General features: G+C 73.6%; 19 protein-coding genes. 10 read left to right on the forward strand and 9 right to left on the reverse strand.

Translation table 11 applies throughout. The features are described 5' to 3' along the window. The first annotated feature begins 33 nt into the window (after positions 1-33). Entirely contained in the window at positions 34-1,494 is a 1,461-nt protein-coding gene (locus tag L7D48_RS08310; RefSeq protein WP_237878320.1) for a GH1 family beta-glucosidase, read from the forward strand. A 91-nt stretch (positions 1,495-1,585) separates the two neighbouring features. Here L7D48_RS08310 and L7D48_RS08315 read toward each other — a convergent pair whose 3' ends face one another. Together L7D48_RS08315 and L7D48_RS08320 are read right to left on the reverse strand one after the other, a co-directional pair. Continuing rightward, entirely contained in the window at positions 1,586-2,041 is a 456-nt protein-coding gene (locus tag L7D48_RS08315) for a DUF1992 domain-containing protein (RefSeq protein ID WP_237878321.1), read from the reverse strand. Positions 2,042-2,141: 100 nt separating this feature from the next. Beyond that, positions 2,142-3,677, reverse strand: a complete 1,536-nt coding sequence (locus L7D48_RS08320; protein ID WP_237878322.1) for an ATP-dependent DNA ligase — start codon at positions 3,675-3,677, stop codon at positions 2,142-2,144. A gap of 131 nt (positions 3,678-3,808) precedes the next feature. Between L7D48_RS08320 and L7D48_RS08325 the strand changes: the two genes are divergently transcribed. The 6 genes from L7D48_RS08325 (at position 3,809) to L7D48_RS08350 (ending at position 14,155) form a co-directional block, all read left to right on the forward strand. Beyond that, positions 3,809-4,429, forward strand: coding sequence for a dihydrofolate reductase family protein (locus L7D48_RS08325; protein ID WP_237878323.1), 621 nt, complete (start codon positions 3,809-3,811; stop codon positions 4,427-4,429). Between the two features lie 470 nt (positions 4,430-4,899). Next, positions 4,900-6,636, forward strand: a complete 1,737-nt coding sequence (locus tag L7D48_RS08330) for a sodium:solute symporter family protein (protein WP_237878324.1) — start codon at positions 4,900-4,902, stop codon at positions 6,634-6,636. 37 nt (positions 6,637-6,673) lie between these two features. After that, the gene (locus L7D48_RS08335; protein WP_237878325.1) at positions 6,674-6,805 is read left to right on the forward strand and encodes a putative transporter small subunit; all 132 of its coding nucleotides are present in this window, start codon (positions 6,674-6,676) and stop codon (positions 6,803-6,805) included. A 326-nt stretch (positions 6,806-7,131) separates the two neighbouring features. Next, positions 7,132-11,172 carry a HAMP domain-containing protein gene (locus tag L7D48_RS08340; RefSeq protein ID WP_237878326.1) on the forward strand — a complete coding sequence of 1,347 codons (4,041 nt, stop codon included), beginning with the start codon at positions 7,132-7,134 and terminating at the stop codon, positions 11,170-11,172. Positions 11,173-11,219: 47 nt separating this feature from the next. Continuing rightward, positions 11,220-13,769 carry a SpoIIE family protein phosphatase gene (locus tag L7D48_RS08345; protein WP_374491690.1) on the forward strand — a complete coding sequence of 850 codons (2,550 nt, stop codon included), beginning with the start codon at positions 11,220-11,222 and terminating at the stop codon, positions 13,767-13,769. Between the two features lie 98 nt (positions 13,770-13,867). After that, positions 13,868-14,155, forward strand: coding sequence for a hypothetical protein (locus L7D48_RS08350; protein WP_237878327.1), 288 nt, complete (start codon positions 13,868-13,870; stop codon positions 14,153-14,155). Between the two features lie 64 nt (positions 14,156-14,219). On the opposite strand, the gene L7D48_RS08355 is transcribed toward L7D48_RS08350, so the two are convergent. The 5 genes from L7D48_RS08355 to L7D48_RS08375 all read right to left on the reverse strand — a co-directional run bounded on the left by L7D48_RS08355 (position 14,220) and on the right by L7D48_RS08375 (position 17,545). Continuing rightward, complete coding sequence (locus L7D48_RS08355) at positions 14,220-15,098, reverse strand: biotin-dependent carboxyltransferase family protein (protein ID WP_237878328.1); 879 nt, start codon at positions 15,096-15,098, stop codon at positions 14,220-14,222. Then, positions 15,095-15,694: an allophanate hydrolase subunit 1 gene (locus L7D48_RS08360; RefSeq protein ID WP_237878329.1), complete on the reverse strand. Its 600-nt coding sequence runs from the start codon at positions 15,692-15,694 to the stop codon at positions 15,095-15,097. The genes L7D48_RS08355 and L7D48_RS08360 overlap by 4 nt, the downstream gene beginning before the upstream one ends. 20 nt (positions 15,695-15,714) lie before the next feature. Further along, positions 15,715-16,470 (reverse strand): LamB/YcsF family protein, encoded by a 756-nt coding sequence (locus L7D48_RS08365; RefSeq protein ID WP_237878337.1) that lies wholly within the window; start codon positions 16,468-16,470, stop codon positions 15,715-15,717. 105 nt (positions 16,471-16,575) lie between these two features. Next, complete coding sequence (locus tag L7D48_RS08370) at positions 16,576-16,911, reverse strand: DUF1232 domain-containing protein (RefSeq protein ID WP_237878330.1); 336 nt, start codon at positions 16,909-16,911, stop codon at positions 16,576-16,578. 133 nt (positions 16,912-17,044) lie between these two features. Then, positions 17,045-17,545: a metallophosphoesterase gene (locus L7D48_RS08375; RefSeq protein ID WP_256462580.1), complete on the reverse strand. Its 501-nt coding sequence runs from the start codon at positions 17,543-17,545 to the stop codon at positions 17,045-17,047. Positions 17,546-17,709: 164 nt separating this feature from the next. On the opposite strand from L7D48_RS08375, the gene L7D48_RS08380 reads away from it, so the two are divergent. The 3 genes from L7D48_RS08380 to L7D48_RS08390 all read left to right on the forward strand — a co-directional run bounded on the left by L7D48_RS08380 (position 17,710) and on the right by L7D48_RS08390 (position 22,878). Next, a complete protein-coding gene (locus tag L7D48_RS08380; RefSeq protein WP_237878332.1) occupies positions 17,710-18,711 on the forward strand; it encodes a Gfo/Idh/MocA family protein in 1,002 nt (333 codons plus the stop codon). A 276-nt stretch (positions 18,712-18,987) separates the two neighbouring features. Further along, positions 18,988-22,173 carry a glycoside hydrolase family 3 N-terminal domain-containing protein gene (locus L7D48_RS08385; protein WP_237878333.1) on the forward strand — a complete coding sequence of 1,062 codons (3,186 nt, stop codon included), beginning with the start codon at positions 18,988-18,990 and terminating at the stop codon, positions 22,171-22,173. A gap of 186 nt (positions 22,174-22,359) precedes the next feature. Beyond that, entirely contained in the window at positions 22,360-22,878 is a 519-nt protein-coding gene (locus L7D48_RS08390) for an HAD domain-containing protein (RefSeq protein WP_237878334.1), read from the forward strand. Positions 22,879-22,950: 72 nt separating this feature from the next. On the opposite strand, the gene L7D48_RS08395 is transcribed toward L7D48_RS08390, so the two are convergent. Continuing rightward, positions 22,951-23,580, reverse strand: coding sequence for a histidine phosphatase family protein (locus tag L7D48_RS08395; RefSeq protein ID WP_237878335.1), 630 nt, complete (start codon positions 23,578-23,580; stop codon positions 22,951-22,953). A gap of 45 nt (positions 23,581-23,625) precedes the next feature. Beyond that, positions 23,626-24,385 (reverse strand): hypothetical protein (locus L7D48_RS08400; protein WP_308312262.1); only part of this gene is annotated, 760 nt, incomplete at its 5' end.

Raw genomic sequence — 24,385 nt, forward strand, 5'->3', positions numbered from 1 at the left:
CCCCCTCGACACCATCGATCCGGAAGGACCTTCGTGGCCACCGCATCCCGTACAGCCGAACTCGCCCCGGCGACCCGGAGCGCCCGGGTGTTCCCGCCCGGCTTCCTGTGGGGCACCGCGACCGCCGCCTACCAGATCGAGGGCGCCGCCGCCGAGGGCGGCCGCACCCCCTCCATCTGGGACACCTTCTCCCGCACCCCCGGCAGGACGCGCAACGGCGACACCGGCGACACCGCCTGCGACCACTACCACCGCTGGCGCGAGGACCTGGAGATCATGGCCGGCCTCGGCGTGGGCGCCTACCGGTTCTCCGTCTCCTGGCCGCGCGTCCAGCCCGGCGGCAGCGGCCCCGCCTCCCGTGAGGGACTGGACTTCTACAGCCGCCTGGTGGACGGGCTGCTGGACAAGGGCATCCAGCCCGTCGTCACCCTCTACCACTGGGACCTGCCGCAGGAGCTGGAGGACGCCGGCGGCTGGCCGGAGCGCGCCACCGCCGAGCGGTTCGCCGAGTACGCCTCCCTGGTCGCCGGCGCGCTCGGCGACCGCGTCGGCACCTGGACCACCCTCAACGAGCCCTGGTGCTCGGCCTTCCTCGGCTACGGCTCGGGTGTCCACGCCCCCGGCCGCACCGACCAGGCGGACTCCCTGCGCGCCGCCCACCACCTCAACCTCGCCCACGGGCTGGGCACCCAGGCCCTGCGCGCCGCCCTCCCGGCGGAAGCGCAGACCTCCGTCACACTCAACCTCCACCATGTGCGCTCCCTGACCGACGACCCCGCCGACACCGACGCCGCACGCCGCATCGACGGCGTCGCCAACAGGGTCTTCACCGGCCCGATGCTGCGCGGCGAGTACCCGCAGGACGTCCTGCGGGACACGGCGCACCTGACGGACTGGTCGTTCGTACGGGACGGCGATCTGGCCGACATCCACCAGCCGCTGGACTTCCTGGGCGTCAACTACTACAGCCCCACCCTCGTCTCCGCCGCCTCCGGCCCCGGCTCCCACAACGCCGACGGGCACGGCGCGAGCGAGCACAGCCCCTGGCCGGGCGGCGACGACGTCGCCTTCCACCGCACGCCCGGCGAGACCACCGCCATGGGCTGGACGATCGACCCGACCGGCATGTACGACCTGCTGCTGCGGGTCAGGGACGACTTCCCCGGCATGCCGGTGGTCATCACCGAGAACGGCGCGGCCTTCGACGACTACGTCGACCCCGAGGGCCGCGTGCTGGACCCGCAGCGGATCTCCTACCTCCACGGCCATCTGGCGGCTGTGCACCGGGCCATCGAGGCCGGGGCGGACGTGCGCGGCTACTTCCTGTGGTCCCTGCTGGACAACTTCGAGTGGGGATACGGCTACAGCAAGCGCTTCGGCGCGGTGTACGTGGACTACGCGACCGGCACGCGCATCCCCAAGTCCAGCGCCCACTGGTACGCGAAGGTGGTCCGCGACGGCGCCCTGCCGCCGGAGCCCGGCGCGGGCGCCTGACCGCACCCGGCCGCGCCTGAGGCCCCAGGGCCCCGGCCGCGGGCCCGGCTACCGATCCGTCGGCCGGGCCCGCGGCCGGCCGCTCGCGGGGTCAGGCGGGGCGCCGCCCGCCGTCCCCGCGCCCGTCCGGCTTCCCCTGCCCCTCGCGCTCCTCGCGTCCCTCGCGCCACTGCCGTACGACCTCGTCGGCGTCGAAGGGCTCCAGGCCCAGCGGGGGACCGGGCGGCGGCATCCGCAGCGCCGCGCGGATCCTCTCGTTGATCTCCGCCACGATCCGCCGCACCTCCGGCTCCGAGCGGGCCCGGCGGGCGGCGGCCAGGGCGTCCTCCGCCTCCTTGCGCAGGGCGAGCGCGGGCGGCAGGTAGGACAGCCCCTCGCGGCTCATCTTCTTCCTGACCCACCACAGGTCGTCATAGGGCTGGTCCAGGTCGGGCAGCGGCCTGCCCATGCCCGGCAGGGCGTCGAACTCGCCGCGCTCGGCCGCCTCGCGGATCTGCCGGTCGGCCCACGTCTCGGAGTCGATCCCGGGCGGTTTGCGTTCGGTCACGGTGCGGTCCTCCCTGAGTGCGGCGGCGGTGGCGGGCTTTCGCGGAGGGTGCTCGTACGGTCCAGGTTACGCGGGAGCCGCCCCCGCGGGACGGGGGCGCTCACCCGGCCAGGGCGAGCACGGCCTCCACGGTGTCCGCCTCCGCCGCCGTCTTGTCCCCCCGGTAGCGCAGCACCCGGGCGAACCGCAGTGTCACGCCCTCCGGGTAGCGGGGGGAGCGCTGCACTCCGTCGAAGGCGACCTCCACCACCAGCTCCGGCCGCACCGTCACCGTGAACCCGTCGTCGTCCACGGCCAGTTCACGCAGTCGTGCGGTCTGCCAGGCCAGCAGGGCGTCGGTCAGCCCCTTGAAGGTCTTGCCGAGCATCGCGAAGGAGCCGTCCGGGCGGCGCGCGCCCAGATGGAGGTTGGACAGCTTCCCCGCGCGCCGCCCGTGCCCCCACTCGGCGGCCAGCACCACCAGATCGAGGGTGTGCACCGGCTTCACCTTCAGCCAGGACGCGCCGCGCCGCCCAGCGCCGTACGCGGAGTCCAGCGCCTTGAGCATCACGCCCTCGTGACCGCGCACCAGCACGTCGTCGGCGAACTCCCGCGCCGCGGCACGGGTCGGCTCGTCTTGCGGGTCCTCGACGACCGTGCGCAGCACCCGCATCGGTTCGGGCACCACCCGGGCCAGCTCCGCGTACCGGTCGGCGACCGGAACATCCAGCAGATCGCGGCCGTCGACCGACAGCAGGTCGAAGAAGACGGGCGACAGAGGCAGCGACGCCCGCGCCCGCTCCACGTCCAGCCGCGACCCGACCCGGCCGGCGACCTCCTGGAAGGGCCGGGGCCGGCCGTCCTCGCCCAGGGCGATGACCTCGCCGTCGAGGACCGCCCGCCGGGCCCGCAGCTCCCGGCCGGCGGCCACCACCTCCGGGAGCCGGCCGGTGATCTCCTCCAGGGTGCGGGTGAAGACCCGCACCACCGGACCGTCGCGGTGCACCTGGACGCGGATGCCGTCGAGCTTCTCCTCCACCGCGCACGGCCCGAGCCGGTCCAGGGCCTCGTCCACGCTCCCGGCGGTCTGCGCGAGCATCGGCAGCACCGGCCGCCCCACGTCGAGGCGGAAGTCGGCCAGCGCGCCGGGGCCGCGGGCGAGCAGGGCCCGGGCCACCCGCCCCAGCGAACCGCCGACCATCACCGCCCGCCGCACCCCGGCCGGCTCCGCGCCCACCGCCGCCGCCAGGCCCTCGACGGCGAACGCGTCCAGGGCGCCCTGCCGCAACTCGCCGCCGATCAGCCGGACGAGGAAACGCTGCTCCTCGCCGGTGGCGGCGGACAGCAGCTCCTGGAGCAGGCGTCCGCGTTCGGCCTGGGCGCCCCGGCCCGAGACGGCGGCGATCGCCTCCAGAGCGCGGTGCACGTCCGCCACCGACAGAGACGGGGCGTCTGCCGGCGGGACGGTCCGGCTCAGCGTCCTCCAGCCGATCCCCGTCCTGCGCTGGGGGAGCCTGCCCGCCAGGTAGGTGATGACGACCGGGGCGTCCTCGGGCCCGGCCTCGCGGAACAGCGCGGCGAGCAGGGCGACCTTCTCCGTGCGCGACGGGGTCCGCGCGACGCGGTGGGAGACCTGGGCGACTTCGGCCAGCAGCATGTCCCCATCCTCACCCGGACGGCTGTCACCGGCACCGAGCGGCGCGCGGAAGAACAGATGGGCCGGAACCGATGACTTCCGGCGCACCGGCGGGTCCGAACCCGTGAGACCGAACGGAGAGGAAGACGGCGATGGCGAAGGTGACACTGACGCAGTTCCTGACCGTGGACGGGGTCGTACAGGCACCCGGTGGCCCGGACGAGGACCGCGACGGCGGGTTCGAGCACGGCGGCTGGCTGGTCCCGTACGCGGACGAGGACATGGGGCGGTTCGTCGCGGAGGGCTTCCGGGCCGCGGACGCCTTCCTGCTGGGCCGCAGGACGTACGAGATCTTCGCCGCCTACTGGCCGCGGGTCACCGACCCGGACGACCCGGTCGCGAGCAGGCTCAACGCCCTGCCCAAGTACGTCGCCTCCCGGACGCTGGACGGTGTCGGGTGGCACAACTCCACGCTGCTGGGGGACGACGCGGTGCGGGAGGTCGCGGCCCTCAGGCAGCGGCTGGAGGGCGAGGTGCAGATCCACGGCAGCGGGAACCTGGCGCGGAGCCTGATGGCGCACGGCCTGATCGACGAGTACCGCCTGCTGACCTACCCCGTGATCCTGGGCGGCGGCAAGCGCCTGTTCGACGGTGGTGCCGTGCCGACCGCGCTGGAGTGGACGGGAGGCAGGACGACCTCCACCGGGGTGGCGATCAACACCTACCGGGCGGCGGGGAGCCCCCGACACGGCTCGTTCGACCTGGAGGAGTGAGCCGGGCCGGGGGCCCGCGGCCGTGGGGCCGATGGTCACGAAGCGGCATCGAACGGGCCGCCGTTGGTGATCTCCACTACGTGTCGTAGAGCTTGACGTCGCATTTGCGACTTGTAAAGAAGCGGATGCAAACGGGCAGTACGGACACGGCAAACGGGGCATATCGGTTGTTCGATGTTCGATTATCTCGTGATGAGTCTGCTGAAAAGCAGATAACTCACTCCAACCTGTCTCCAGGGAGATCGTGGGTCGTAGTGGCGTGAAGAAGCTGTTAACCTCCGGCAAGTTTGCGGACTGGAAGAGTCCGCTTTTGTGTGAACGCCCCCCGGGGCCGACGGCGCCACCGTCGGCCCCGGGGCCGGAGCCCTTCCGCCGCCCGCGGTGCGCGGAACGTGTCCGCGGCCCCGCGGCCCGCTCGCCCGGGGCCGCGGCCGCTGCCGGGCTCCACGACCCGTAAGGAGGTGGCGCGCGTGGACGGGGTGGAGACAGCCCAGTTCGGCGCCGTGGTGGTACTCGGTCTGCTGGTCCTCTTCTACGGAGGGACCTTCCTGATCTCGACCCGTATCGGGAAGAGGAAGGAGAACGCCGACGGATACATGACGGCCGGCCACAACATCGGCTTCGGGATCTCCGCCGCCAGCATGACGGCAACGTGGATCTGGGCGTCCTCGATGTACGCGTCGGCGACGTCGGGGTACACCTACGGCATATCGGGCCCCATTCACTACGGGCTCTGGGGCGCCCTGATGATCCTGTTCATCTACCCCTTCGGCAAGCGCATCCGGGCCGTCGCCCCCAAGGCGCACACGCTGGCCGAGGTCATGTACGCGCGGCACGGCCGCTCCAGCCAGCTGATGCTCGCCGGCTCCAACCTCGTCGGCAGCCTCATCAGCCTGATGTCGAACTTCATCGCCGGCGGCGTGCTGATCTCCATGCTGTCGCCGCTCAACTTCATCCAGGGCGTCTTCGCGGTGGCCGCGGGCGTACTGCTCTACACCCTGTGGTCCGGTTTCCGCGCCTCCGTGCTGACCGACTTCGTGCAGGTCGTCGCGATGCTCGGGGCGGTGGCCGTGCTCGTCCCGGTGATCTTCTTCGCGGCCGGCTTCCCGGCGGCGTTCGAGACCGGGGCCGCGAACCTGACCGCCCAGCAGAGCGACTTCTTCTCCAGCGACGCCTTCATGAACCAGGGCGCCCCCTACATCGCCGCGGTGCTGGCCTACGCCATCGGCAACCAGACCATCGCACAGCGCCTCTTCGCCGTGCGCCAGGACCTGATCAAGCCGACCTTCGTCACCGCGACCGTCGGGTACGGCGCCATGGTGATCGGTGTCGGCATGCTCGGCGTGCTCGCCCTCTACCTGGGCTTCGAGCCGACCGGCGGCGACGTGAACAACCTCATCCCCGAGATGGCCGCCGACTACCTGCCGCCCGTGCTGCTGGCGGTGTTCTTCCTCATGATCGTCGGCGCGCTCTCCTCCACCGCCGACTCCGACCTGTCGGCCCTCTCCTCGATCATGATGGCCGACGTCTACGGCCAGAACGTGGCGGGCAAGGAGAAGGCGAACCCGAAGACGATGCTGCTGGTCGGCCGCATCACGATGGTGGTGGCCACCGCGGCGGCCGTGGCCTTCGCCAGTCTCCAGCTGAACATCCTCGACCTGCTGGTCTTCGTCGGCGCGCTGTGGGGGGCCCTGGTCTTCCCGGTGCTGGCCAGCTTCTACTGGGACAAGGTCACCAACAAGGCGTTCACCACCTCGGTCATCGCGGCGCTCGCGGTGTTCCTGCCGGTCCGCTTCGGCTGGATCCCCATGGACGGCGTCACCGGCATCGCCGTGGACGTGCTCTCCGTCATCGGGATCGGCGTGGTCCTCGGCCTGATGGTGTTCGGCTTCCTCGGACTCCGCGCCGCGAGGATCACCGGTGTGCTGTCGGCGGCGGTGGCCGCCCCGTTCGCCATCGGGTCCCTGCACGAGTACGCGACGCTGTCCGGCTCCCTCGTCGCCTACTCCGTGAGCACCGTCATCTGCTGGGCGATGTCGGCGGGCAGCGGCGAGAGTTTCGACTTCGCCCTCATCGCCCGGCGCACCGGCGACTTCGACGACGGTGACACCGACGGCACGGGGAACGCCGGCGGTGCGGCCGCCGCCGTCCCGCGGCAGGCGGGCGAGGGCGACGGCGAGCCCGAACCCGCCGGAAGCACCAAGTGAGGCGAGTGAGCGAGCGAGTAAGCGAGGAGGAGGCGCGGTGAGCACCATCGCCCTGAGTACGTACATCCTGATGTGGCCCGTCATCGTGGCCGTCGTCCTGTTCGTGATCGGCCGCGCGTTCTACCGCGAGTGGGCCGAGGCCCGCCGCAGCGGACGGCGCCTGATCTGAGCCGTGCGGTGCGGGCCGGCGGCAGAGCCGGCCCGCACCGCGCTCTTCCGGCCGCCCGCGCGCCCGGCGGAGGCCGCCGTCCACGCCCCGCGACCGCCGGTAGCGCCTGAACGCTCAACCTCTGAGATGTCCGCGGGCGTTCGCAAAGGCGGAGATTCGGTGACCCTCCTGCGGTGGGGTAATCTCGCCGTGTCTGCACGTTTGTCATCCGACAAACGTGACGGCCTGTGAGCGTGGTGTGAACACACCGCCTGCCCGTCCGGGTGCGACCGGAGGAGCACGGCACGTGACGAACCCGGTGGCGGACGAGCGGAGCGATGGCGGACATGGCTGACACCACGGTTGGCGAGCCGCGCCCTGAGGAACGCGGCAGGACCACCCGCGGCCGGAGCGCCGGCAAGGCGGGGGAGCGGGAGCTGAGGCAGCTCCTGGCCGGCCTGACGGCGGTCCGGGACGGCGACTTCGGCACCCGGCTGCCGGACGGCGCCGACGGAGTCCTCGGCGAGATCGCCACGGTCTTCAACGGCATGGTGGACCAGCTGTCGCTGTTCACCTCCGAGGTGACCCGCGTCTCCCGCGAGGTCGGCAGCGAGGGACGCCTGGGCGGCCAGGCCCAGGTGCCCGGCGCCGGCGGGGCCTGGCGCGATCTGACCGACTCGGTCAACTTCATGGCCGGCAACCTCACCACCCAGGTGCGCTCCATCGCCCAGGTGACCACCGCGGTGGCCAAGGGAGACCTGTCGCAGAAGATCCGGGTGGACGCGCGGGGGGAGATCCTGGAGCTGAAGGAGACCATCAACACGATGGTCGACCAGCTCTCCGCCTTCGCCGACGAGGTCACGCGGGTGGCGCGCGAGGTGGGCACCGAGGGCAAGCTCGGCGGCCAGGCGGACGTCAAGGGCGTCTCCGGCACCTGGCGCGACCTGACCGACTCGGTCAACTTCATGGCCGGGAACCTCACCGGGCAGGTGCGCTCCATCGCCCAGGTCGCCACCGCGGTGGCCGAGGGAGACCTGTCGCAGAAGATCCGGGTGGACGCGCGGGGGGAGATCCTGGAGCTGAAGGAGACCATCAACACGATGGTCGACCAGCTCTCCGCCTTCGCCGACGAGGTCACGCGGGTGGCGCGCGAGGTGGGCACCGAGGGCAAGCTCGGCGGCCAGGCCGCGGTGCGCGGAGCCTCCGGCACCTGGAAGGACCTGACCGACTCCGTCAACGTGATGGCCTCCAACCTGACCGGGCAGGTGCGCTCCATCGCCCAGGTCGCCACCGCCGTCGCGCGCGGCGACCTGTCGCAGAAGATCACCGTCGAGGCCAAGGGCGAGGTCGCCGCCCTCGCCGACGTCATCAACACCATGGTCGACACGCTCTCCGCCTTCGCCGACGAGGTCACGCGGGTGGCGCGCGAGGTCGGCACCGAGGGCATCCTCGGCGGCCAGGCCAGGGTGCCGGGCGTGGCGGGCACCTGGAAGGACCTGACCGACAACGTCAACTCGATGGCGAACAACCTGACCGGGCAGGTCCGCAACATCGCCCAGGTCACCACCGCCGTCGCCCAGGGCGACCTCACCCGCAAGATCGACGTCGACGCGCGCGGGGAGATCCTGGAGCTGAAGACCACCATCAACACCATGGTCGACCAGCTCTCCGCCTTCGCCGCGGAGGTCACCAGGGTGGCCCGCGAGGTCGGCAGCGAGGGACGCCTGGGCGGCCAGGCCGAGGTCGAGGGCGTGTCCGGCACCTGGAAGCGCCTGACGGAGAACGTCAACGAGCTGGCCGGGAACCTCACCCGCCAGGTCCGCGCCATCGCCGAGGTCACCGGCGCCGTGGCCGAGGGCGACCTGACCCGCTCGATCACCGTGGACGCCTCCGGAGAGGTCGCCGACCTCAAGGACAACGTCAACTTCATGGTGCAGTCCCTGCGCGAGACCACCCGGGCCAACCAGGAGCAGGACTGGCTCAAGACCAACCTCGCCCGCATCTCGGGCCTGATGCAGGGCCACCGCGACCTCGCCGTCGTCGCCGAGCTGATCATGGACGAGCTCACCCCGCTCGTCGGCGCCCAGTACGGCGCCTTCTACCTCGCCGAGGACGACGACGAGGGCACCGAGCTGCGCCTGGTCGGCTCCTACGGCCACCCCGCGGCGGCCGGCGGCGCCGAGCCGCCGCGCTTCAGGCTCGGCCAGTCCCTGGTCGGCCAGGCCGCCCGCAGCCGCCGCACCATCACCGTCGACGACCTGCCCGCCGGCTACGTCACCGTCTCCTCCGGCCTGGGCGCCACCGAGCCCACCAGCCTGATCGTCCTGCCGATCACGGCGGAGGACCAGGTGCTCGGCGTCATCGAGCTGGCCTCGGTCACCCCCTTCACCGCGCTCCACCAGGACTTCCTGAGCCGGCTCATGGAGACCGTCGGCGTCAACGTCAACACCATCGTCGCCAACGCCCGCACCGACGAGCTGCTGGCCGAGTCCCAGCGCCTGGCCGCCGAACTCCAGGAGCGCTCCGAGGAACTCCAGGTCCAGCAGGACGAACTCCAGCGCTCCAACGCCGAACTGGAGGAGAAGGCCGCCCTCCTGGCCTCCCAGAACCGCGACATCGAGACCAAGAACCTGGAGATCGAACAGGCGCGGCAGGAACTGGAGGACCGCGCCCAGCAGCTGGCACTGGCCTCGAAGTACAAGTCGGAGTTCCTGGCCAACATGAGCCACGAGCTGCGCACCCCGCTCAACAGCCTGCTGATCCTCGCCCAGCTCCTGGCGCAGAACCCGACCCGCAACCTCACCCCCAAGCAGGTCGAGTACGCGGGCATCATCCACTCCGCCGGATCCGACCTGCTCCAGCTGATCAACGACATCCTGGACCTGTCCAAGGTCGAGGCCGGCAAGATGGACATCAACCCCGAGCGCGTACCCCTGCGCGGCCTGCTGGACTACGTCGAGGCCACCTTCCGGCCGCTCACCACCCAGAAGGGCCTCGGCTTCACGATCACCACCGCGCCCGGCGTCCCCGTCGACCTGTTCACCGACGACTCCCGGCTGCGGCAGGTGCTGCGCAACCTGCTGTCCAACGCGGTGAAGTTCACCGAGTCCGGCGGCGTGGCCCTGAGGATCGAACCGGTCGCCCCGGACGAGCTGCCCCCCACCGTCCGGCTGCACGGCTCGGCCGTCGCCTTCCGGGTGGAGGACACCGGCATCGGCATCCCCGAACAGCAGCTGGAGACCATCTTCGGCGCCTTCCAGCAGGCCGACGGGACCACCAGCCGCAAGTACGGCGGCACCGGACTGGGCCTGTCCATCAGCCGTGAGATCGCCTATCTGCTGGGCGGCGCCATCACCGCCGAGAGCGCCCCCGGGCAGGGGAGTACCTTCACCCTCTACCTGCCCGTGGCACGGCCCGACTTCATCGCCACGCCGGACGCCTCCCACCGGGCCGGGGCCCAAGGAGAGGAAGCCGGGCCCGCCACCGCCCAGGAACCGCCCGCCGAGCCGCAGCGGCCGCGGAAGCGGCGGCTGCTGGTGATCGAGGACCGCCCCCGCGGCCTGCTCTCCCTGGTGGCGGAGAACGCCGTGGCGGACCTGGCCGAGGGCGCCGGGGACATGGGCGACCCGCGCGGCCCCGTGGAGGTCGTCACCGCGGTCGGGGCGCAGGAGGCCGCCGCCGCGCTCGCCGCGGAGGCCTGCCACTGCGTGGTGCTCCAGCTCGACATGCCCGACGAGGCGGCCATGGGCTTCCTGGAGGCCATGGACGGCGACGCGGCCCTGCGCCGGGTCCCGGTCCTCGCGCACAACAACCGGCGTCTGGACCCGGAGCGGGAACGCGCCCTGCGCTCCCGCACCGGCAGCCGGCCGATGGAGCTGCTCTCCAGCCTGGACGAGCTGCGCGAGCGCATCGCGCTGCACCTGACCGCCGAGGAGCCGGGCGACGTGCTCCCGCTGGTGCGTACCGAGGGCAGTGCCGAGCCGACGGCTCCGCCCGAGGAGGCGGACGCCTCCCTGGCGGGCCGCACGGTGCTGGTCGTCGACGACGACGCGCGCAACGTCTACGCCCTCACCGGCATCCTGGAACTCCACGGAATGCACGTCCTGCACGCCGACAACGGCCGCAAGGGCATCGAGACCCTCACCGCCCACCCCGGCGTCGACGTGGTGCTGATGGACGTGATGATGCCGGAGATGGACGGCTACGCCGCGACAGCGGCGATCCGGGCCATGCCCGAGTACGCCGGTCTGCCCGTCATCGCGGTGACGGCCAAGGCGATGCCCGGAGACCGGGAGAAGAGCATCGCCGCCGGAGCGACCGACTACGTGACCAAGCCGCTGGACGCCCGCGACCTCGTCGCGTGCATCCGCCGCTGCCTGGACGTGTAGTCCCGAGCCCCGCCCGCCAGCCGACCACCTCCCCGAGGAGCAGCGCAGTGCAGACCCAGCGGCCGGACGAGTCCGTCCCCGAGGACGGACCGCCCAGCGCTGCCCCGGCGCGGGACGCGGCGGCCCCGGTGCCGTCCGTGCGGCAGCCGTACGAGGGCAGGGTGTACGAGCGCGGGGTGTACGACGGGGCCCCGCCGCGCGACGGCGCGGACGCCCGCGTCGGCAGGCTGGCCGCCACCGTCGAGCGGCTGCGCCGCGAGGTGCGCGAGGCCCACGCGGCGGCCGAGGGCCGCGCCCTGATCGAGATGGCCAAGGGCATCCTGGTCGAGCGGCTGGGCTGCGGCCCGGCGCAGGCCGCCAGGCAGCTGGACACCCTCGCCGACCGGGCCGGCCTCTCCCGGCTGGAGCTGGCCGCCGACCTCATCGACCAGGCCGCCCACGACCGGGTCACCGAGGCGGCCCGCGAGTTCCTGGCCAGGGCGGGAGGCAGCGATCACGGGAACCGGGAGGACGGTCACGAGAGCCGGGACGGCGGCCGGGGCGAGGACGGCGGGGAGGCCCCCTCGCTGTCGGTGCGGCTGCGCACCGCGGAGAGCGGCGCACTGGCCGCCGACGACACCCAGGCGGTCGCCGAGTCCCTGCTGGAGCACGCGCTGACCCCGCTGGGCGCCGTGGCGGTGGCCATCTGGGCCGCCGGTACCGACGCCTCCCTGACCCTGGCCGGCTTCGCGGGCTACGCGGCCGAGGAGGCCGCGCGATGGCACTACGTACCGCCGGGGGTGGCCACCCTCGCCCGCCGGGCCCTCACCGAGCGCCGCCCCGTGTGGTTCGCCTCTCCCGCCGAGTCCGGGCTGCCCACCCTGGGCCGCAGGCAGGCGCCCGAGGGCTGCCGGGTCACGGTCCCCGCCGACAACGGCGGCCGCATCCTGGGCGTCCTGGAGATCTGCTGGCCCGGCCCGCTGGAACCGCAGCCCCCGCAGGTCCAGCGGCAGATCGAGGCCCTGGCCGAACTGTGCGCCCACACCCTGGACAGCCGCGCGGGGGGCGCGGGGGAGGCGGGGGAGGTCCTCCAGGCACGGCACCCGGGCGCCTCGGAACTGGTGGACTTCGCCGACGGCCTGCTGGACCCGGCCCTGGTGCTGGTGCCCCAGCTGGACGCCGAGGGCCGGCTCGCCGACTTCCGCATCCACCACGTCAGCGCCCACTTCGTCGATCCGGCGGGCCGTCCGCGCGGCGCCGTCGCCGGATCGCTGCTGCTGGAGGCCTACCCGATGGCGGTGGGCGAGAGCGGCCTGTACGAGAAGATCGAACACGTCCACGCCACCGGCGAGCCGTTCCGCGCCGAACGGATGGTGCTGCGCGCCCTGGTCGGCCAGGTGCCGCTGACGGTGGAGGCGGCCGTCAGCATCAGCCGCCACGGTGAGAACGTCCTGCTCATCTGGCGCGTCCAGGACGAGGCGGCACGGCTGGCGAGCGTGCTCCAGCACGCCCAGCGCCTGGGCCGCATCGGTGGCTTCGAGGAGAACCTGGTCACCGGCGAGATCGTCTGGAACAGCCAGTTGTTCGCCCTCCACGGACTGCCGCCCACCGCCGCGCCGATCCCCCTGGAGCAGCTTCCCGCCCACACCCACGCGGACGACGAGGCCGCCATCGGGCGCTTCCTGCGCACCCTGCTGCACCACCGCCGCCCCGCCTCCACGGCCTTCCGCCTCCAGCGGACCGACGGGATCGTGCGCCACATCCGCGTGGTCGCCGAACCGGCCCTCGACGAGGGGGGCCGGCTGATCGCGGTGCGCGGCGCCTACCAGGACGTCTCCGCGCAGCACTGGACGGAGGTCGCGCTGGGCGCCACCCGCGACCAGCTGGCCCAGACCGAGCAGCAGGCCGCCGAACGCAACCGCATGACCCTCCAGCTCCAGCGCGCCATCATGCCGCCCACCCGGGGCCCCATCGACGCCGGAGGGCTGGACATCGCGGTGCGCTACCGCCCCGCCGAGAAGGACCACCTGGTCGGCGGGGACTGGTACGACGCCGTCGTCCTGCCGTCCGGCCAGGTGCTGCTCTCCGTCGGCGACGTGGCCGGCCACGGCATCGAGGCGGCCACCGGCATGGTCGTCCTGCGCAACGCGCTGCGCGGTCTGGCCACCACCGGAGCCGGGCCCGCGCAGATACTGGCCTGGCTCAACACCGTCGCCCACCACCTCACCGAGAACGTCACCGCCACCGCCGTCTGCGGCCTGTACGACCCGGACACCCGGACGCTGCGCTGGGCCCGGGCCGGCCACCCGCCGCCGGTCCTGGTGCGCCGGGGGGAGGCCGTCACGCTGCCACTGGTGGGCGGACTCCTGCTCGGCGCCATCGCGGAGGCCGGGTACGAGGAGGAGAAGCTGGTGCTGGAGGCCGGCGACATGCTGCTGATGTACACCGACGGCCTCATCGAGCGCCGGGACCGCTCCCTGCAGGAGTCCCTGGACCAGCTCATGGCCCTCGCCCGGGACTCCGGCGCCACCCTGGACAAGCAGCTCGACCGCCTGCTGACCTACAGCAACTCCGACACCGACGACGACACCTGCGTCGTCGGCGTCCGGATGCGCTGACCAGGCCCTCCACGTCCTGGCGCCCGGCCGTTTCCGCTCCCGCGCACCGGGTACCTGCGCCGTGCACCCGAACGCGACACACGGTGAGGACGACGGCCATGGGCGAGACGAACAGGCACCAGGAGCAGGGCGAGGGCGAGCACGGCCACGGAGCCGGGCGCCGCACCGACCCGGCCGACCGGGGCCCCGGAGCCCACTCCGGCCGGGAGACGCGGATGGAGCACCGCACCGTCCCCGGCACGGCGAGCGCCGCGGAGGGCTTCTCCGGCGGCGGCACCGTCGAGGGCGAGCCGCTCAAGGGCGTCGAGGCCGAGGAGGACGCCTCCGGCAAGGCCCGGCGGGCGGAGGAGGACGCCTCCGGCTCCGGCCGGAAGCCCGGAAGCTGAGATCCGGCGCGGGCAGCCCCGGCGCGGACACGTCCGGCGGCACCCCGGGTGCCCGCGCCGGGGCTCAGCGCCGCAGCGGGACGAAGCGCACCCTCAGCCCCGGCACCGCCTGCGCCGCCGCCGCCAGCGCCTCCCGCGGCACCACGCCGACCACCGGATAGCCCCCCGTGGTCGGATGGTCGGCGAGGAAGACGATCGGCTCACCGCCCGGCGGCACCTGCACCGCGCCCGCCACCATGCCCTCGCTGGGCAGCTCGCCCCGCACCGACCGCTCCAGGGCGGGCCCCTCGGTCCGCAGGCCGATGCGGTTGCTCTCGGCGGACACCCGGTAGACCCCCCGGGCCAGCACGCGCAGCGCGGCCGGGGTGAACCAGTCGTCGCGCGGTCCGGGCACCAGCGGCAGCACCAGCTCGCCCGACGGCGGACCCGGCGCGGCGGAGGCGACCGCGTCGGCCCATGGCACGGTCCCCGCCGCCGTACCCACCGGCAGCCGCGCCCCCGCCGACAGCCGAGCCGGGCCGAGCCCGGACAGCAGATCGGTGGAGCGGCTGCCGAGCACCGGCTCGACAGCGACGCCACCGGCCACGGCCAGGTAGCTGCGCACCCCGGCCCGCGCGGCGCCGACCTCCAGCACCGCCCCGCCCGGCACCCGTACCGCCGCGCCCCACGGCGCCGGACGGCCGCCGATCCGCACCGGGCACGGAGCACCGGTCACCGCCGCCACCACGGCCCGGTCCGGGCGCACCGCGCAACCGGTGAGGGTGGTCTCCAGCGTCGCGGCACCGGGCGCGTTGCCCACCAGGCGGTTGGCGAGCCGGTGGGCGGGGGAGTCCAGTGCCCCCGAACGCGGCACCCCCAGATGGGCGAGGCCCACCCGGCCCAGATCCTGCACGGTGGTCAGCGCACCCGGCCGCAGGACCTCCAGCACACCCGCGCCCGTCATGCCACCGCCTCGAACCGCACCCGGGTGCCCGGGGCCAGCAGCGCGGCCGGCTCCCGCCGCACGTCCCACAGCACCGCGTCCGTCCGGCCGATCAGCTGCCAGCCGCCGGGCGAGGCGCGCGGATACACCCCCGTGTACGCCCCGGCCAGCCCCACCGAGCCCGGCGGCACCGAGGTGCGGGGGACGGCGCGGCGGGGCACGCCCAACTCCCCGGGCAGCCCGGTGAGATAGCCGAATCCGGGGGTGAACCCGCAGAAGGCGACCCGGAACTCGGCGCGCGTGTGGATCGCGACCGCCTCCTCCTCGTCCACCCCCCACAGCGCCGCCACCTCGGCCAGATCGGGGCCGTCGTAGCGCACCGGCAGCACCACCGAGGCGGTGTCCGCCGGGACGGCGCCGGGGAACTCCCTGCCCCGCAGCCACCGCGCCACCGCCTGCGGGTCCTCCAGCCCGTCCAGCAGGACGGTGGCCGCCGCCGGGACGATCTCCTCCACCTCGGGCAGTTCTCCGGTCTCCCGCAGCCGCACCAGTTCGGCGTGGAGGGCCTGGGCCCGCTCGGTGCCGCCCACCTCCAGCAGCAGGGCGCGCCTGCCCATGGGCAGCACCCTCCCCACCCTCACGGCGCGAACGCCTCGATCCGCACCCCGGCCTCCGCGAGGGCCCGGCGCACCCGCCGCGCGAGCGCGACGGCGCCCGGGGTGTCGCCGTGCACGCACAGCGACCTGGCGCCGGCGGCCACCTCCACGCCGTCGCCTGTGGTCACACTCCCGCGCAGCGCGATGCCCAGCGCCTGGGAGACCACGGCGTCCGGCTCGTGGATCACCGCCCCCGGCTCCCGCCGGGGCACCAGCGTGCCCAGCGCGGTGTAGCCGCGGTCGGCGAACGCCTCGGGGACCGCGGACAGCCCGGCCTCCTCGGCGGCCCCCAGCAGCAGAGACCCGGGCAGCCCCAGCACCGGCAGCTCACCGCCCGCCAGCAGCACCCCGGACACCACCGCCCGCGCCTGGCCCTCGTCGTGCACCGCGCGGTTGTAGAGCGCGCCGTGCGGTTTGACGTACGCCACCCGCGCCCCGGCGGACTCGGCGAACACCCGCAGGGCGCCGATCTGGTAGGCGACCTCGTCGGCCAGCTCGTCCTCGGGGACCTCCATCGGCCGCCGCCCGAAACCCGCCAGATCGCGGTAGGCGACCTGCGCGCCGATCGCCACCCCCCGCTCGGCCGCCCACGCGCACACCCGGCGCATGGTGGAGGGGTCCCCGGCGTGGAAACCGCACGCGACGTTGGCGCTGCTGACGACCGAGAGCAGAGCCTCGTCGTGGGTGAGCTCCCACCGTCCGAAGCCCTCGCCCAGATCGGCGTTGAGATCGATCACCGGGGCCGCGTCGCCCACCGGAGCCACCGTCTCCTCGTCCCGCTGTGTCATGGGACGAGAGTAGTTCCGCGACGGGGACGGACGCGTACACGTCCGCCGGCTCCGTCAGCGCCTGCGTCGGACATCCAAAGCCTCCGGGGGCTTCGCCTCCGCCTCCCCGCCGGCCCGCCCGTACCGCCGGGCCACCGCGCCCAGGTGGTGGAGGGCGAGCAGCAGCAGGCCGACGTCGTCCAGGTACACCGGGTCCGGGAGCAGGTCGACGGGGAAGACCGTGTAGACCAGCGCTCCCCAGAACGCGGTCCTGGCGCTCACCGGGATGTCCGCGCCGCGCAAGAGCAGGTAGGCGCGCACCAGCCTGACCAGCAGGACGGCGGCGACGGCCAGCGTCGCGGCGGCGAGCACCGCGCCGACGGCGATCAGTACGACCTGCCAGGTCTCCAACGGACCTCCTAGCTCGCCGCCCGGCAGGCGGCCCGGGGCCGGGACGGGCGTTCCCCCCTCTTCTGCTCGCCGTCCCCGGGCGGAAACGCGCGGGGCCCCGTCCGGAGGCGGAGGTGCCCGGCCGCCCGGCCGCTCAGCCGCGCGGCGGCAGCCGGTGCAGCTCGACCGCCTCCAGCCGGCCCGCCTCCACCACCGCCGTCATACAGGTGCGGTACGGCTGGGAGCGCCGGTCGGTGGGGGAGCCGGGGTTGAGCAGCCGCAGCGGCCTGCCGTCGGCCGTGGTGGCGGTGGTGTCCCAGGGGATGTGGCTGTGGCCGAAGACCAGGACGTCCAGATCGCCGAAGCGCTCGGCGCACCGCTTCTCCCGGCCCCGCTTCGGGCCCGTCTCGTGGACGACCCCCAGGCGCAGACCGTCCAGCTCGGCGCGGGCCACCTCCGGCAGCCGGGCGCGCAGTTCGGGCCCGTCGTTGTTGCCGTACACGCCGATCAGGCGCCGGGAGCGCTCCTGGAGGAGATCGAGGGTGGCGGTGTCCACCCAGTCGCCGGCGTGGACCACCACGTCCGCCTCCGCAACGCGCTCCAGCAGTTCGCCGGGCAGCCGCCTGGCGCGCCTGGGAAGGTGGGTGTCGGGCATGAGCAGTACAAGCACGATTCCAACCTAACCCGCGGATCCCCGCCGCCCCGCTCCCGGCCGGGTCGGCGTACACCATGCGGACAGCCCGCCCGCGCCCCGCTTGCCCGCCGTAGTGTGACCGCCGACACGCCCACGCCGGATCCGGCCCGCACCCGGGGGAGCACATGACGCGCACCGACGACACGATCAGATGGGGCATCCTCGCCACCGGCGGTATAGCCGGAGCCTTCGCCCGCGACCTCGCGGCCCTGCCCGGCGGCGAGCTCCTCGCGGTGGGCTCGCGCTCGCCCGAGTCCGCCCGCCGCTTCGCCGACGAGCACGGCGCCCCGCGCGCCTACGGAAGCTGGGCCGAACTGGCCGCCGACCCGGACGTGGACGTGGTCTACGTCGCCACGCCCCACTCGGCGCACCTGGAGGCCGCCACCGTCTGCCTGGAGGCGGGCAAGGCGGTGCTGTGCGAGAAGCCCCTCACCCTCAACCTCGCCCAGGCGCGGGAGATGGTCGCGCTGGCGCGCCGCAGGGGCGTCTTCCTGATGGAGGCCATGTGGACCTACTGCAACCCGGTGGTCCGCCGCATGCTCGACCTCGTCGCCGACGGCGCGATCGGCGAGGTGCGCTCGGTCCACGCCGACTTCGGCATCGTCGCCCCCTCGGACGCCTCGCACCGCCTGCGCGATCCCCGGCTGGGCGGAGGCGCCCTGCTGGACCTGGGCGTCTACCCGGTCTCCTTCGCCCACCTCGTCCTCGGCGAGCCCTCCTCCGTCGCCGCCTGGGCCCATCTGACGCCCGAGGGCGTGGACGAGACCACCGGAGTCCTGCTGGGCTACGACAGCGGAGCCGTCGCCACCCTCTCCTGCTCCATCGCATCCGCCAGCCCCACCGTGGCGGCCGTCAGCGGCACCAGGGGACGCATCGAGCTGCCGCACGGCTTCTTCGCCCCGGAGTCCTTCGTCCTGCACCGCGAGGGGCGCGAGGCCGAGGAGGTCCGGGTGCCGCGGGCCGAGGGCGGCACCGGCTACGGGCCCGAGGCGGACGAGGTGATGCGCTGCCTGCGGGAGAAGGAGACGGAGTCCCCGCTGGTGCCGCTGGACGGGACGCTCGCGGTGATGGCGACGCTGGACGCCGTCCGCGAGCGCGTCGGGGTCCGCTATCCGGGAGACGACTGACCGCTCGCCGGGCATCCGGTGCGCGATGGAGCGGCCGGGGTCCGCGGGGCGGTCGCGAGCGCCCCGCGGGCCCCTCATCTGCCACGATGTCGAGAGCGCTCTCATTCCTCGGTCGGCGGGAGCGCCGGGAGGGCTCCCGCCTCCAAGAGGTTTACGAATCAAGGGTATTGACGGCCCATCCGGTCGCATACAGGATCAGCGCCGTGCGCATGACAGTGCGCCTGTGTCTCCGTGTGTCCAAGTGTTGAAAACTTCGACCGCCCCGAGGGAGCCGCCATGGGACAGCCGCTGCACGCAGGAACGGGACCCGGGGAAGGAGGCCGGCGAAGGCGGCGCGGACGAACGGCCGCCGCGACCCTCGGCGCCCTCCTCGCCCTGCTCGCCTCCGGTCTGACCCCCGCCGCCTCGGCCGCCGCGCAGGACCGCGTCCTGGACGACTTCGACAGCACCGTCCCCGGCCCGATCGGCACCTACGGCAGCACCCCCGAGGACACCCCCAGGCTCAGCCAGGTCGCCGCCGAGGCCCGCCCGGGCGCCAACGCCTTCAACCGCGCCATGCGCGTGGAGTACGACATCACCGCCTGGGGCGGCTTCGACCACGCCCTGTCCGACGCCGAGGACTGGAGCGGCCACGAGGGCTTCTCCTTCTGGGTGAAGGGAACCGGCAGCGGGGAGCGCGTCCAGTTCGAGGTCAAGGACGGCGGCCCGAACGCCGGTCAGGCCGAGCTGTGGGCCGGCTACTTCACCGACGACACCGACGGCTGGAAGCAGGTCCGCACCCCCTTCGAGGACTTCGTCCGGCGCCCCGACTACCAGCCCGCCGGCGCCCCGGACGACGGCGTGCTGGACCTGACCCGGATGTGGGGCTACGCCGTCAACCTGCCCACCGCCTCCGGCGCCCTGGAGTTCGACCAGGTCGAGCTGTACGGCGTGGGCGGGGTGCGGGCCCGCGTCGCCACCGACCGGCCCGTCTACACCGTCGAGCACGGCGGCACCGCCACCGTGGAGGTGTCGGTGGGCACCACCGGCGGCGTACCGCTGGCCGAGCCCGTCACGGTCACCTACGCCACCGGCGAGGGCACCGCGGAGCCCGGCGAGGACTACACCCCGGTCGAGGGCACCCTCACCTTCCCCGCCGGCACCCCCTCCGGCACGGCGAAGACCTTCACCGTCGACACCGAGCGCAGCGCGAAGCCCGCCACCGCCAAGACCATCCCCGTCACCCTCTCCGCCGACGGCGCACGCGCCCCCGACGACCCGCCCACCGTCGTCATCGACGCGCACGGCCTGCCGTACCAGGACCCCCGGCTCCCGGTGGGCAAGCGGGTGAAGGACCTGCTGTCCCGGATGACGCTCGACGAGAAGATCGGCCAGATGACCCAGGCCGAGCGCGGCGCCCTGGAGGCCCAGGACCACATCGCCTCCTACGAGCTGGGCTCGCTGCTGTCCGGCGGCGGCTCCAACCCCGCCCCCAACACGCCTGAGGCCTGGGCCGACATGGTCGACGGCTTCCAGCTGCGCGCACAGCAGACCCGGCTGCAGATCCCGCTGATCTACGGCGTCGACGCCGTCCACGGCCACAACAACGTCGTCGGCGCCACCGTCTTCCCGCACAACACCGGCCTCGGCGCAGCCCGCGACCCGGAGCTGGTCGAGGACACCGCCCACGCCACCGCCAAGGAGGTCCGCGCCACCGGCGTCCCCTGGAACTTCAGCCCCTGCCTGTGCGTCAGCCGCGACGAGCGCTGGGGACGGGCGTACGAGGCGTTCGGCGAGGACCCGGCGCTGGTCACGCGGCTGGCCACGGCCGTCGAGGGCTACCAGGGCCGCGCCGACGGCCGGGACCTGAAGGACGCCGACCGGGTGCTGGCCACCGCCAAGCACTACGTCGGCGACGGCGGCACCGAGTTCGGCTCCTCCACCACCGGCACGTACACCATCGACCAGGGCGTCACGAGGACGACGCGCGAGGAGCTGGAGACCGTCCACATCGCACCCTTCGTGGAAGCGGTCGACGAGGGGGTCGGCACCGTCATGCCGTCCTTCTCCAGCGTGGACTTCCTCGGTGACGACCAGGGCCCGGTCAAGATGCACGCCCACGCCGACCTGATCACGGACGTCCTCAAGGGCGACCTCGGCTTCGACGGATTCGTGATCAGCGACTGGCAGGCCATCGACCAGATCCCCGGCGACTACGCCTCCGACGTGCGGACCTCCGTCAACGCCGGACTCGACATGATCATGGTCCCGTACGACTACAAGGGCTTCACCTCCACCCTGCGCGAGCAGGTCGACTCCGGCGCCGTGCCCATGGCGCGGATCGACGACGCGGTGAGCCGCATCCTCACCAAGAAGTTCCAGCTCGGCCTGTTCGAGAAGCCCTACGCCGACCGCACCCACCTGGACTCCGTCGGCTCCGGCCCCCACCGGGAACTGGCCCGCCGGGCCGCCGCCGACTCCCAGGTGCTGCTGAAGAACGACGGGAACCTGCTGCCGCTGAGTGGTGACGAGAAGCTCTACGTCGCCGGCTCCAACGCCGACGACCTCGGCAACCAGGCCGGCGGCTGGACCATCTCCTGGCAGGGCTCCTCCGGCGACATCACCGAGGGCACCACCATCCTGGAAGGAATCCGCCAGGTCGCCCCGGACGCCTCCGTCACCTTCAGCGAGGACGCCTCCGAACCCACCGGCGGGCACCGGGCGGGCATCGTGGTGGTCGGCGAGACCCCGTACGCAGAGGGTGTCGGCGACGTCGGCAACGGACACGACCTCCAGCTGTCCGAGGCGGACAGGAAGGCGATCGACACCGTCTGCGGGGCCATGGACTGCGCGGTGCTGGTCGTCTCCGGCCGTCCGCAGATCATCACCGACCAGCTCGGCGACATCGACGCCCTGGTCGCCTCCTGGCTGCCGGGCACCGAGGGCACCGGAGTGGCCGACACCCTCTTCGGCGAGCGGCCCTTCACCGGCCGCCTGCCGGTGAGCTGGCCGCGCTCGGCCGCTCAGGTCCCGGTCAACGTCGGCGACGCCTCCTACGACCCGCTCTACCCGTACGGCTGGGGTCTGCGCACCGACAGCGCCCACGACCGGCTGGAGGCCGTCCGCGACGAGCTGCGGGAGCGCCGCGACATCGCCTCCCGCGTCGCGGCCGTCCACGTCCGCCTCGCACTCAAGAACCGGCACTGGAAGTCCGACGGTACGGTCCGCGGCGCGGACGCGGTCCTGAAGCACCTTTCCAAGGCCGCCGCCCTGCTGGAGAAGTCGAAGGCCGACTCCTACCTCCAGGCGGACGAACTGGCCTCGGTCGCCCGGGACATGGCCCAGGCCGCTCTGCTGAAGGCCGGTGACGGCGCTCCGGAGCGCGCGGTGTCCCGCACCGCGGACGCCGACCACGCCCTGGCCTCCGGCGACTACGCCAAGGCGATCCGCCACCTGGCCGAGGCCCACCGCCTGGCCCGCTGACGGTCCGCCCCATCCACCCGAACCGGTCCGCCGGACGCCCCGTTCCCGACGGGACGCCCGGCGGACCGTCGCTTTCCCCGGGATCCCGGTCACCGGTGGGTCCGGGAACCCCGGTGGGCTCCGGCCGCCCCTCACCGCGCCGACAGGCCGGGCCCGCTCCCCACGGCGAAGGACTATCGTGCTGCCGTGACCGGACCGGCGCAGCGCCCCATCCTCTTCCTCGACGTCGACGGACCGCTCATACCGTTCGGTGCGCCCTCCCACCGGCCCCGGCGAACGCCCGCGCCCGGCCCCGCGGCGTCCAGTGGGCAGGGGAACCCGCTGCTGGAGCGGCTGGACCCCGCCGTCGGGCCGCGCCTGGCGGCGCTGGGCTGCGATCCGGTGTGGGCTACGACCTGGATGGACGACGCCAACGAGGCCGTCGCCCCGCGCATCGGGCTGCCGAGACTGCCCGTGGTGAGGTGGCCGGACACATCCGCCGACCAGGGGCCGCGCGGCCTGCACTGGAAGACCCGCCACCTCGTCGAGTGGGCCGGCCACCGCCCGTTCGTCTGGATCGACGACGAGATCGGAGCCATGGACCGCCTCTGGGTCGACGCACAGCACCGGGCGCCCGCGCTGCTCCACCGTGTCGACCCGGCCAGGGGGCTCACCGACGAGGACTTCACCGCACTCGCCGCCTGGCTCGGCGCCGGCGCGGTCTGACGCGCGGCGGTCACCGCGCCGCGCCGGAGCGACCTGACCGGCCCGTGCACCCGCCAAGGGACGACGTCCCGTTCACCGTTCGAGGTGGCCGGTGCCGCCGAGGCTGACGACCTGGCGGTTGTGGAAGAAGTCGTCCTCGCGGAGGACGGTGATGCTGCCGGACGGAGCCCGGAAGCTGACGGAGCCCAGAGCCTCGAACGGCATCCCGATCCAGAACGCCACGACGAAGGTCAGGGCGAAACCGTGCGTCACGACGACCTGGTGCCCGCACGGGCGCCGCAGGATCTCGTCCATGGCCGCGTAGACGCGCCGTGCGCACTGCGCCCTGGTCTCGGCTCCCCGTACGCCCTCGTGGTGGCCCATCCGGTCCCCGGCGGCCGGTGGCGGGACGAACCGCCGGTCCAGCCACTCCTGCGGCCTTCCCTCGGCCTCCCCGTAGGACTTCTCCCGCAGCCTGCGGTCCAGCAGCGCTTCCACGCCCAGCAGTCCGGCCACGCGGTCGGCTGTCTGCCGGGCGCGCAGCAGGTCCGAGGAGACCACCTCCACCTCGGCTCCGTCGGGGATCCGAGACCGCAACGCCTGTGCGATGGAGGCCGCCGCGCGCCTGCCCGAGGGCGTGAGAGAAGAGTCGTGCCATCCGCCGACGACTCTCTCCACATGGTGGGTCGCCTCCGGGTGGACGACGACGTGGACGCTGCGCATCGAGTGGGCTCCTGCCGGGAGTGGCCGCTGGGGGAGGTGGTGCCGTCAGCGACCGCAGCCCACGCGCTCGGTGGACAGGGCCAGGTCGTCCAGGAGCAGGTCGTAGGAGCCGGGGGTGGGGTCGTCCTGGTAGAGCTGCCAGCCGATGCGGACGGTGTCGACGTCGGGGAGGACGAAGTCGACCGGGTTGCCGCCGTGTCGGGTGGTGGTGACGGTCAGGTCCGGCTTGGGTTCGCCGTCGATCCAGACCGAGACGCGGTTGTCGTCCGCGTCCGTCTCCCACTCCAGGCACGTCCACTTCCCGGCCTCGGCCGGGGCGGACTCGCGCCAGTCGGTCCAGTCGCCCGTCGGCCCGCCGTCGGAGCCCACCCCCCACAGTTGCGTCCCGCCGCCGACGGTCGGCACGTACTGGCCGCCGATGGGCCGCACCACGCTGCCGTCGCCGCGGCCGGTGGCCTCGACCAGGGTGAAGTGGGCCCAGTCCGGGGCGGTGGGGAAGGCATCCACGCGGACCCGCATCCGGCCGAAGAAGCTGTTGCCCGGGGCGTCGAAGTCGTCGACCTCCAGGAAGGCGTGGCCGTTGCCCTCGGTGCGCAGGCGCAGCACCTGCCCCGGCCGGTGCTTCCCGGGGTGGCGGCGGTCGCGTCCGGTGGAGCGCTCCACGGTCAGGGTGCCGTGCCGGGTGTCCACGCCCCAGTCCATGCTGGTGCCCGCGCCGCGCGGCAGGTCCTCGAAGTCCTCGCAGAACAGCAGGGCGGGGGAGGGGGCGCAGCCGCGGTGCGGCGGACGGTCGCCGGACCGGTCG

It is taken from the genome of Streptomyces sp. ICN903 (assembly GCF_022015835.1).
GTDB classification, from domain to species: Bacteria; Actinomycetota; Actinomycetes; order Streptomycetales; family Streptomycetaceae; genus Streptomyces; species Streptomyces fenghuangensis.

What these genes read in the sequence shown, in the direction of transcription:
- L7D48_RS08320 (WP_237878322.1), bottom strand. Translation starts at nt 3,677, where the DNA reads ATGCTGCTGGCCGAAGTCGCCCAGGTCTCCCACCGCGTCGCGCGGACC.
- L7D48_RS08325 (WP_237878323.1), top strand. Translation starts at nt 3,809, where the DNA reads ATGGCGAAGGTGACACTGACGCAGTTCCTGACCGTGGACGGGGTCGTA.
- L7D48_RS08340 (WP_237878326.1), top strand. Translation starts at nt 7,132, where the DNA reads ATGGCTGACACCACGGTTGGCGAGCCGCGCCCTGAGGAACGCGGCAGG.
- L7D48_RS08350 (WP_237878327.1), top strand. Translation starts at nt 13,868, where the DNA reads ATGGGCGAGACGAACAGGCACCAGGAGCAGGGCGAGGGCGAGCACGGC.
- L7D48_RS08355 (WP_237878328.1), bottom strand. Translation starts at nt 15,098, where the DNA reads ATGACGGGCGCGGGTGTGCTGGAGGTCCTGCGGCCGGGTGCGCTGACC.
- L7D48_RS08360 (WP_237878329.1), bottom strand. Translation starts at nt 15,694, where the DNA reads ATGGGCAGGCGCGCCCTGCTGCTGGAGGTGGGCGGCACCGAGCGGGCC.
- L7D48_RS08375 (WP_256462580.1), bottom strand. Translation starts at nt 17,545, where the DNA reads ATGCCCGACACCCACCTTCCCAGGCGCGCCAGGCGGCTGCCCGGCGAA.
- L7D48_RS08380 (WP_237878332.1), top strand. Translation starts at nt 17,710, where the DNA reads ATGACGCGCACCGACGACACGATCAGATGGGGCATCCTCGCCACCGGC.
- L7D48_RS08385 (WP_237878333.1), top strand. Translation starts at nt 18,988, where the DNA reads ATGGGACAGCCGCTGCACGCAGGAACGGGACCCGGGGAAGGAGGCCGG.
- L7D48_RS08395 (WP_237878335.1), bottom strand. Translation starts at nt 23,580, where the DNA reads ATGCGCAGCGTCCACGTCGTCGTCCACCCGGAGGCGACCCACCATGTG.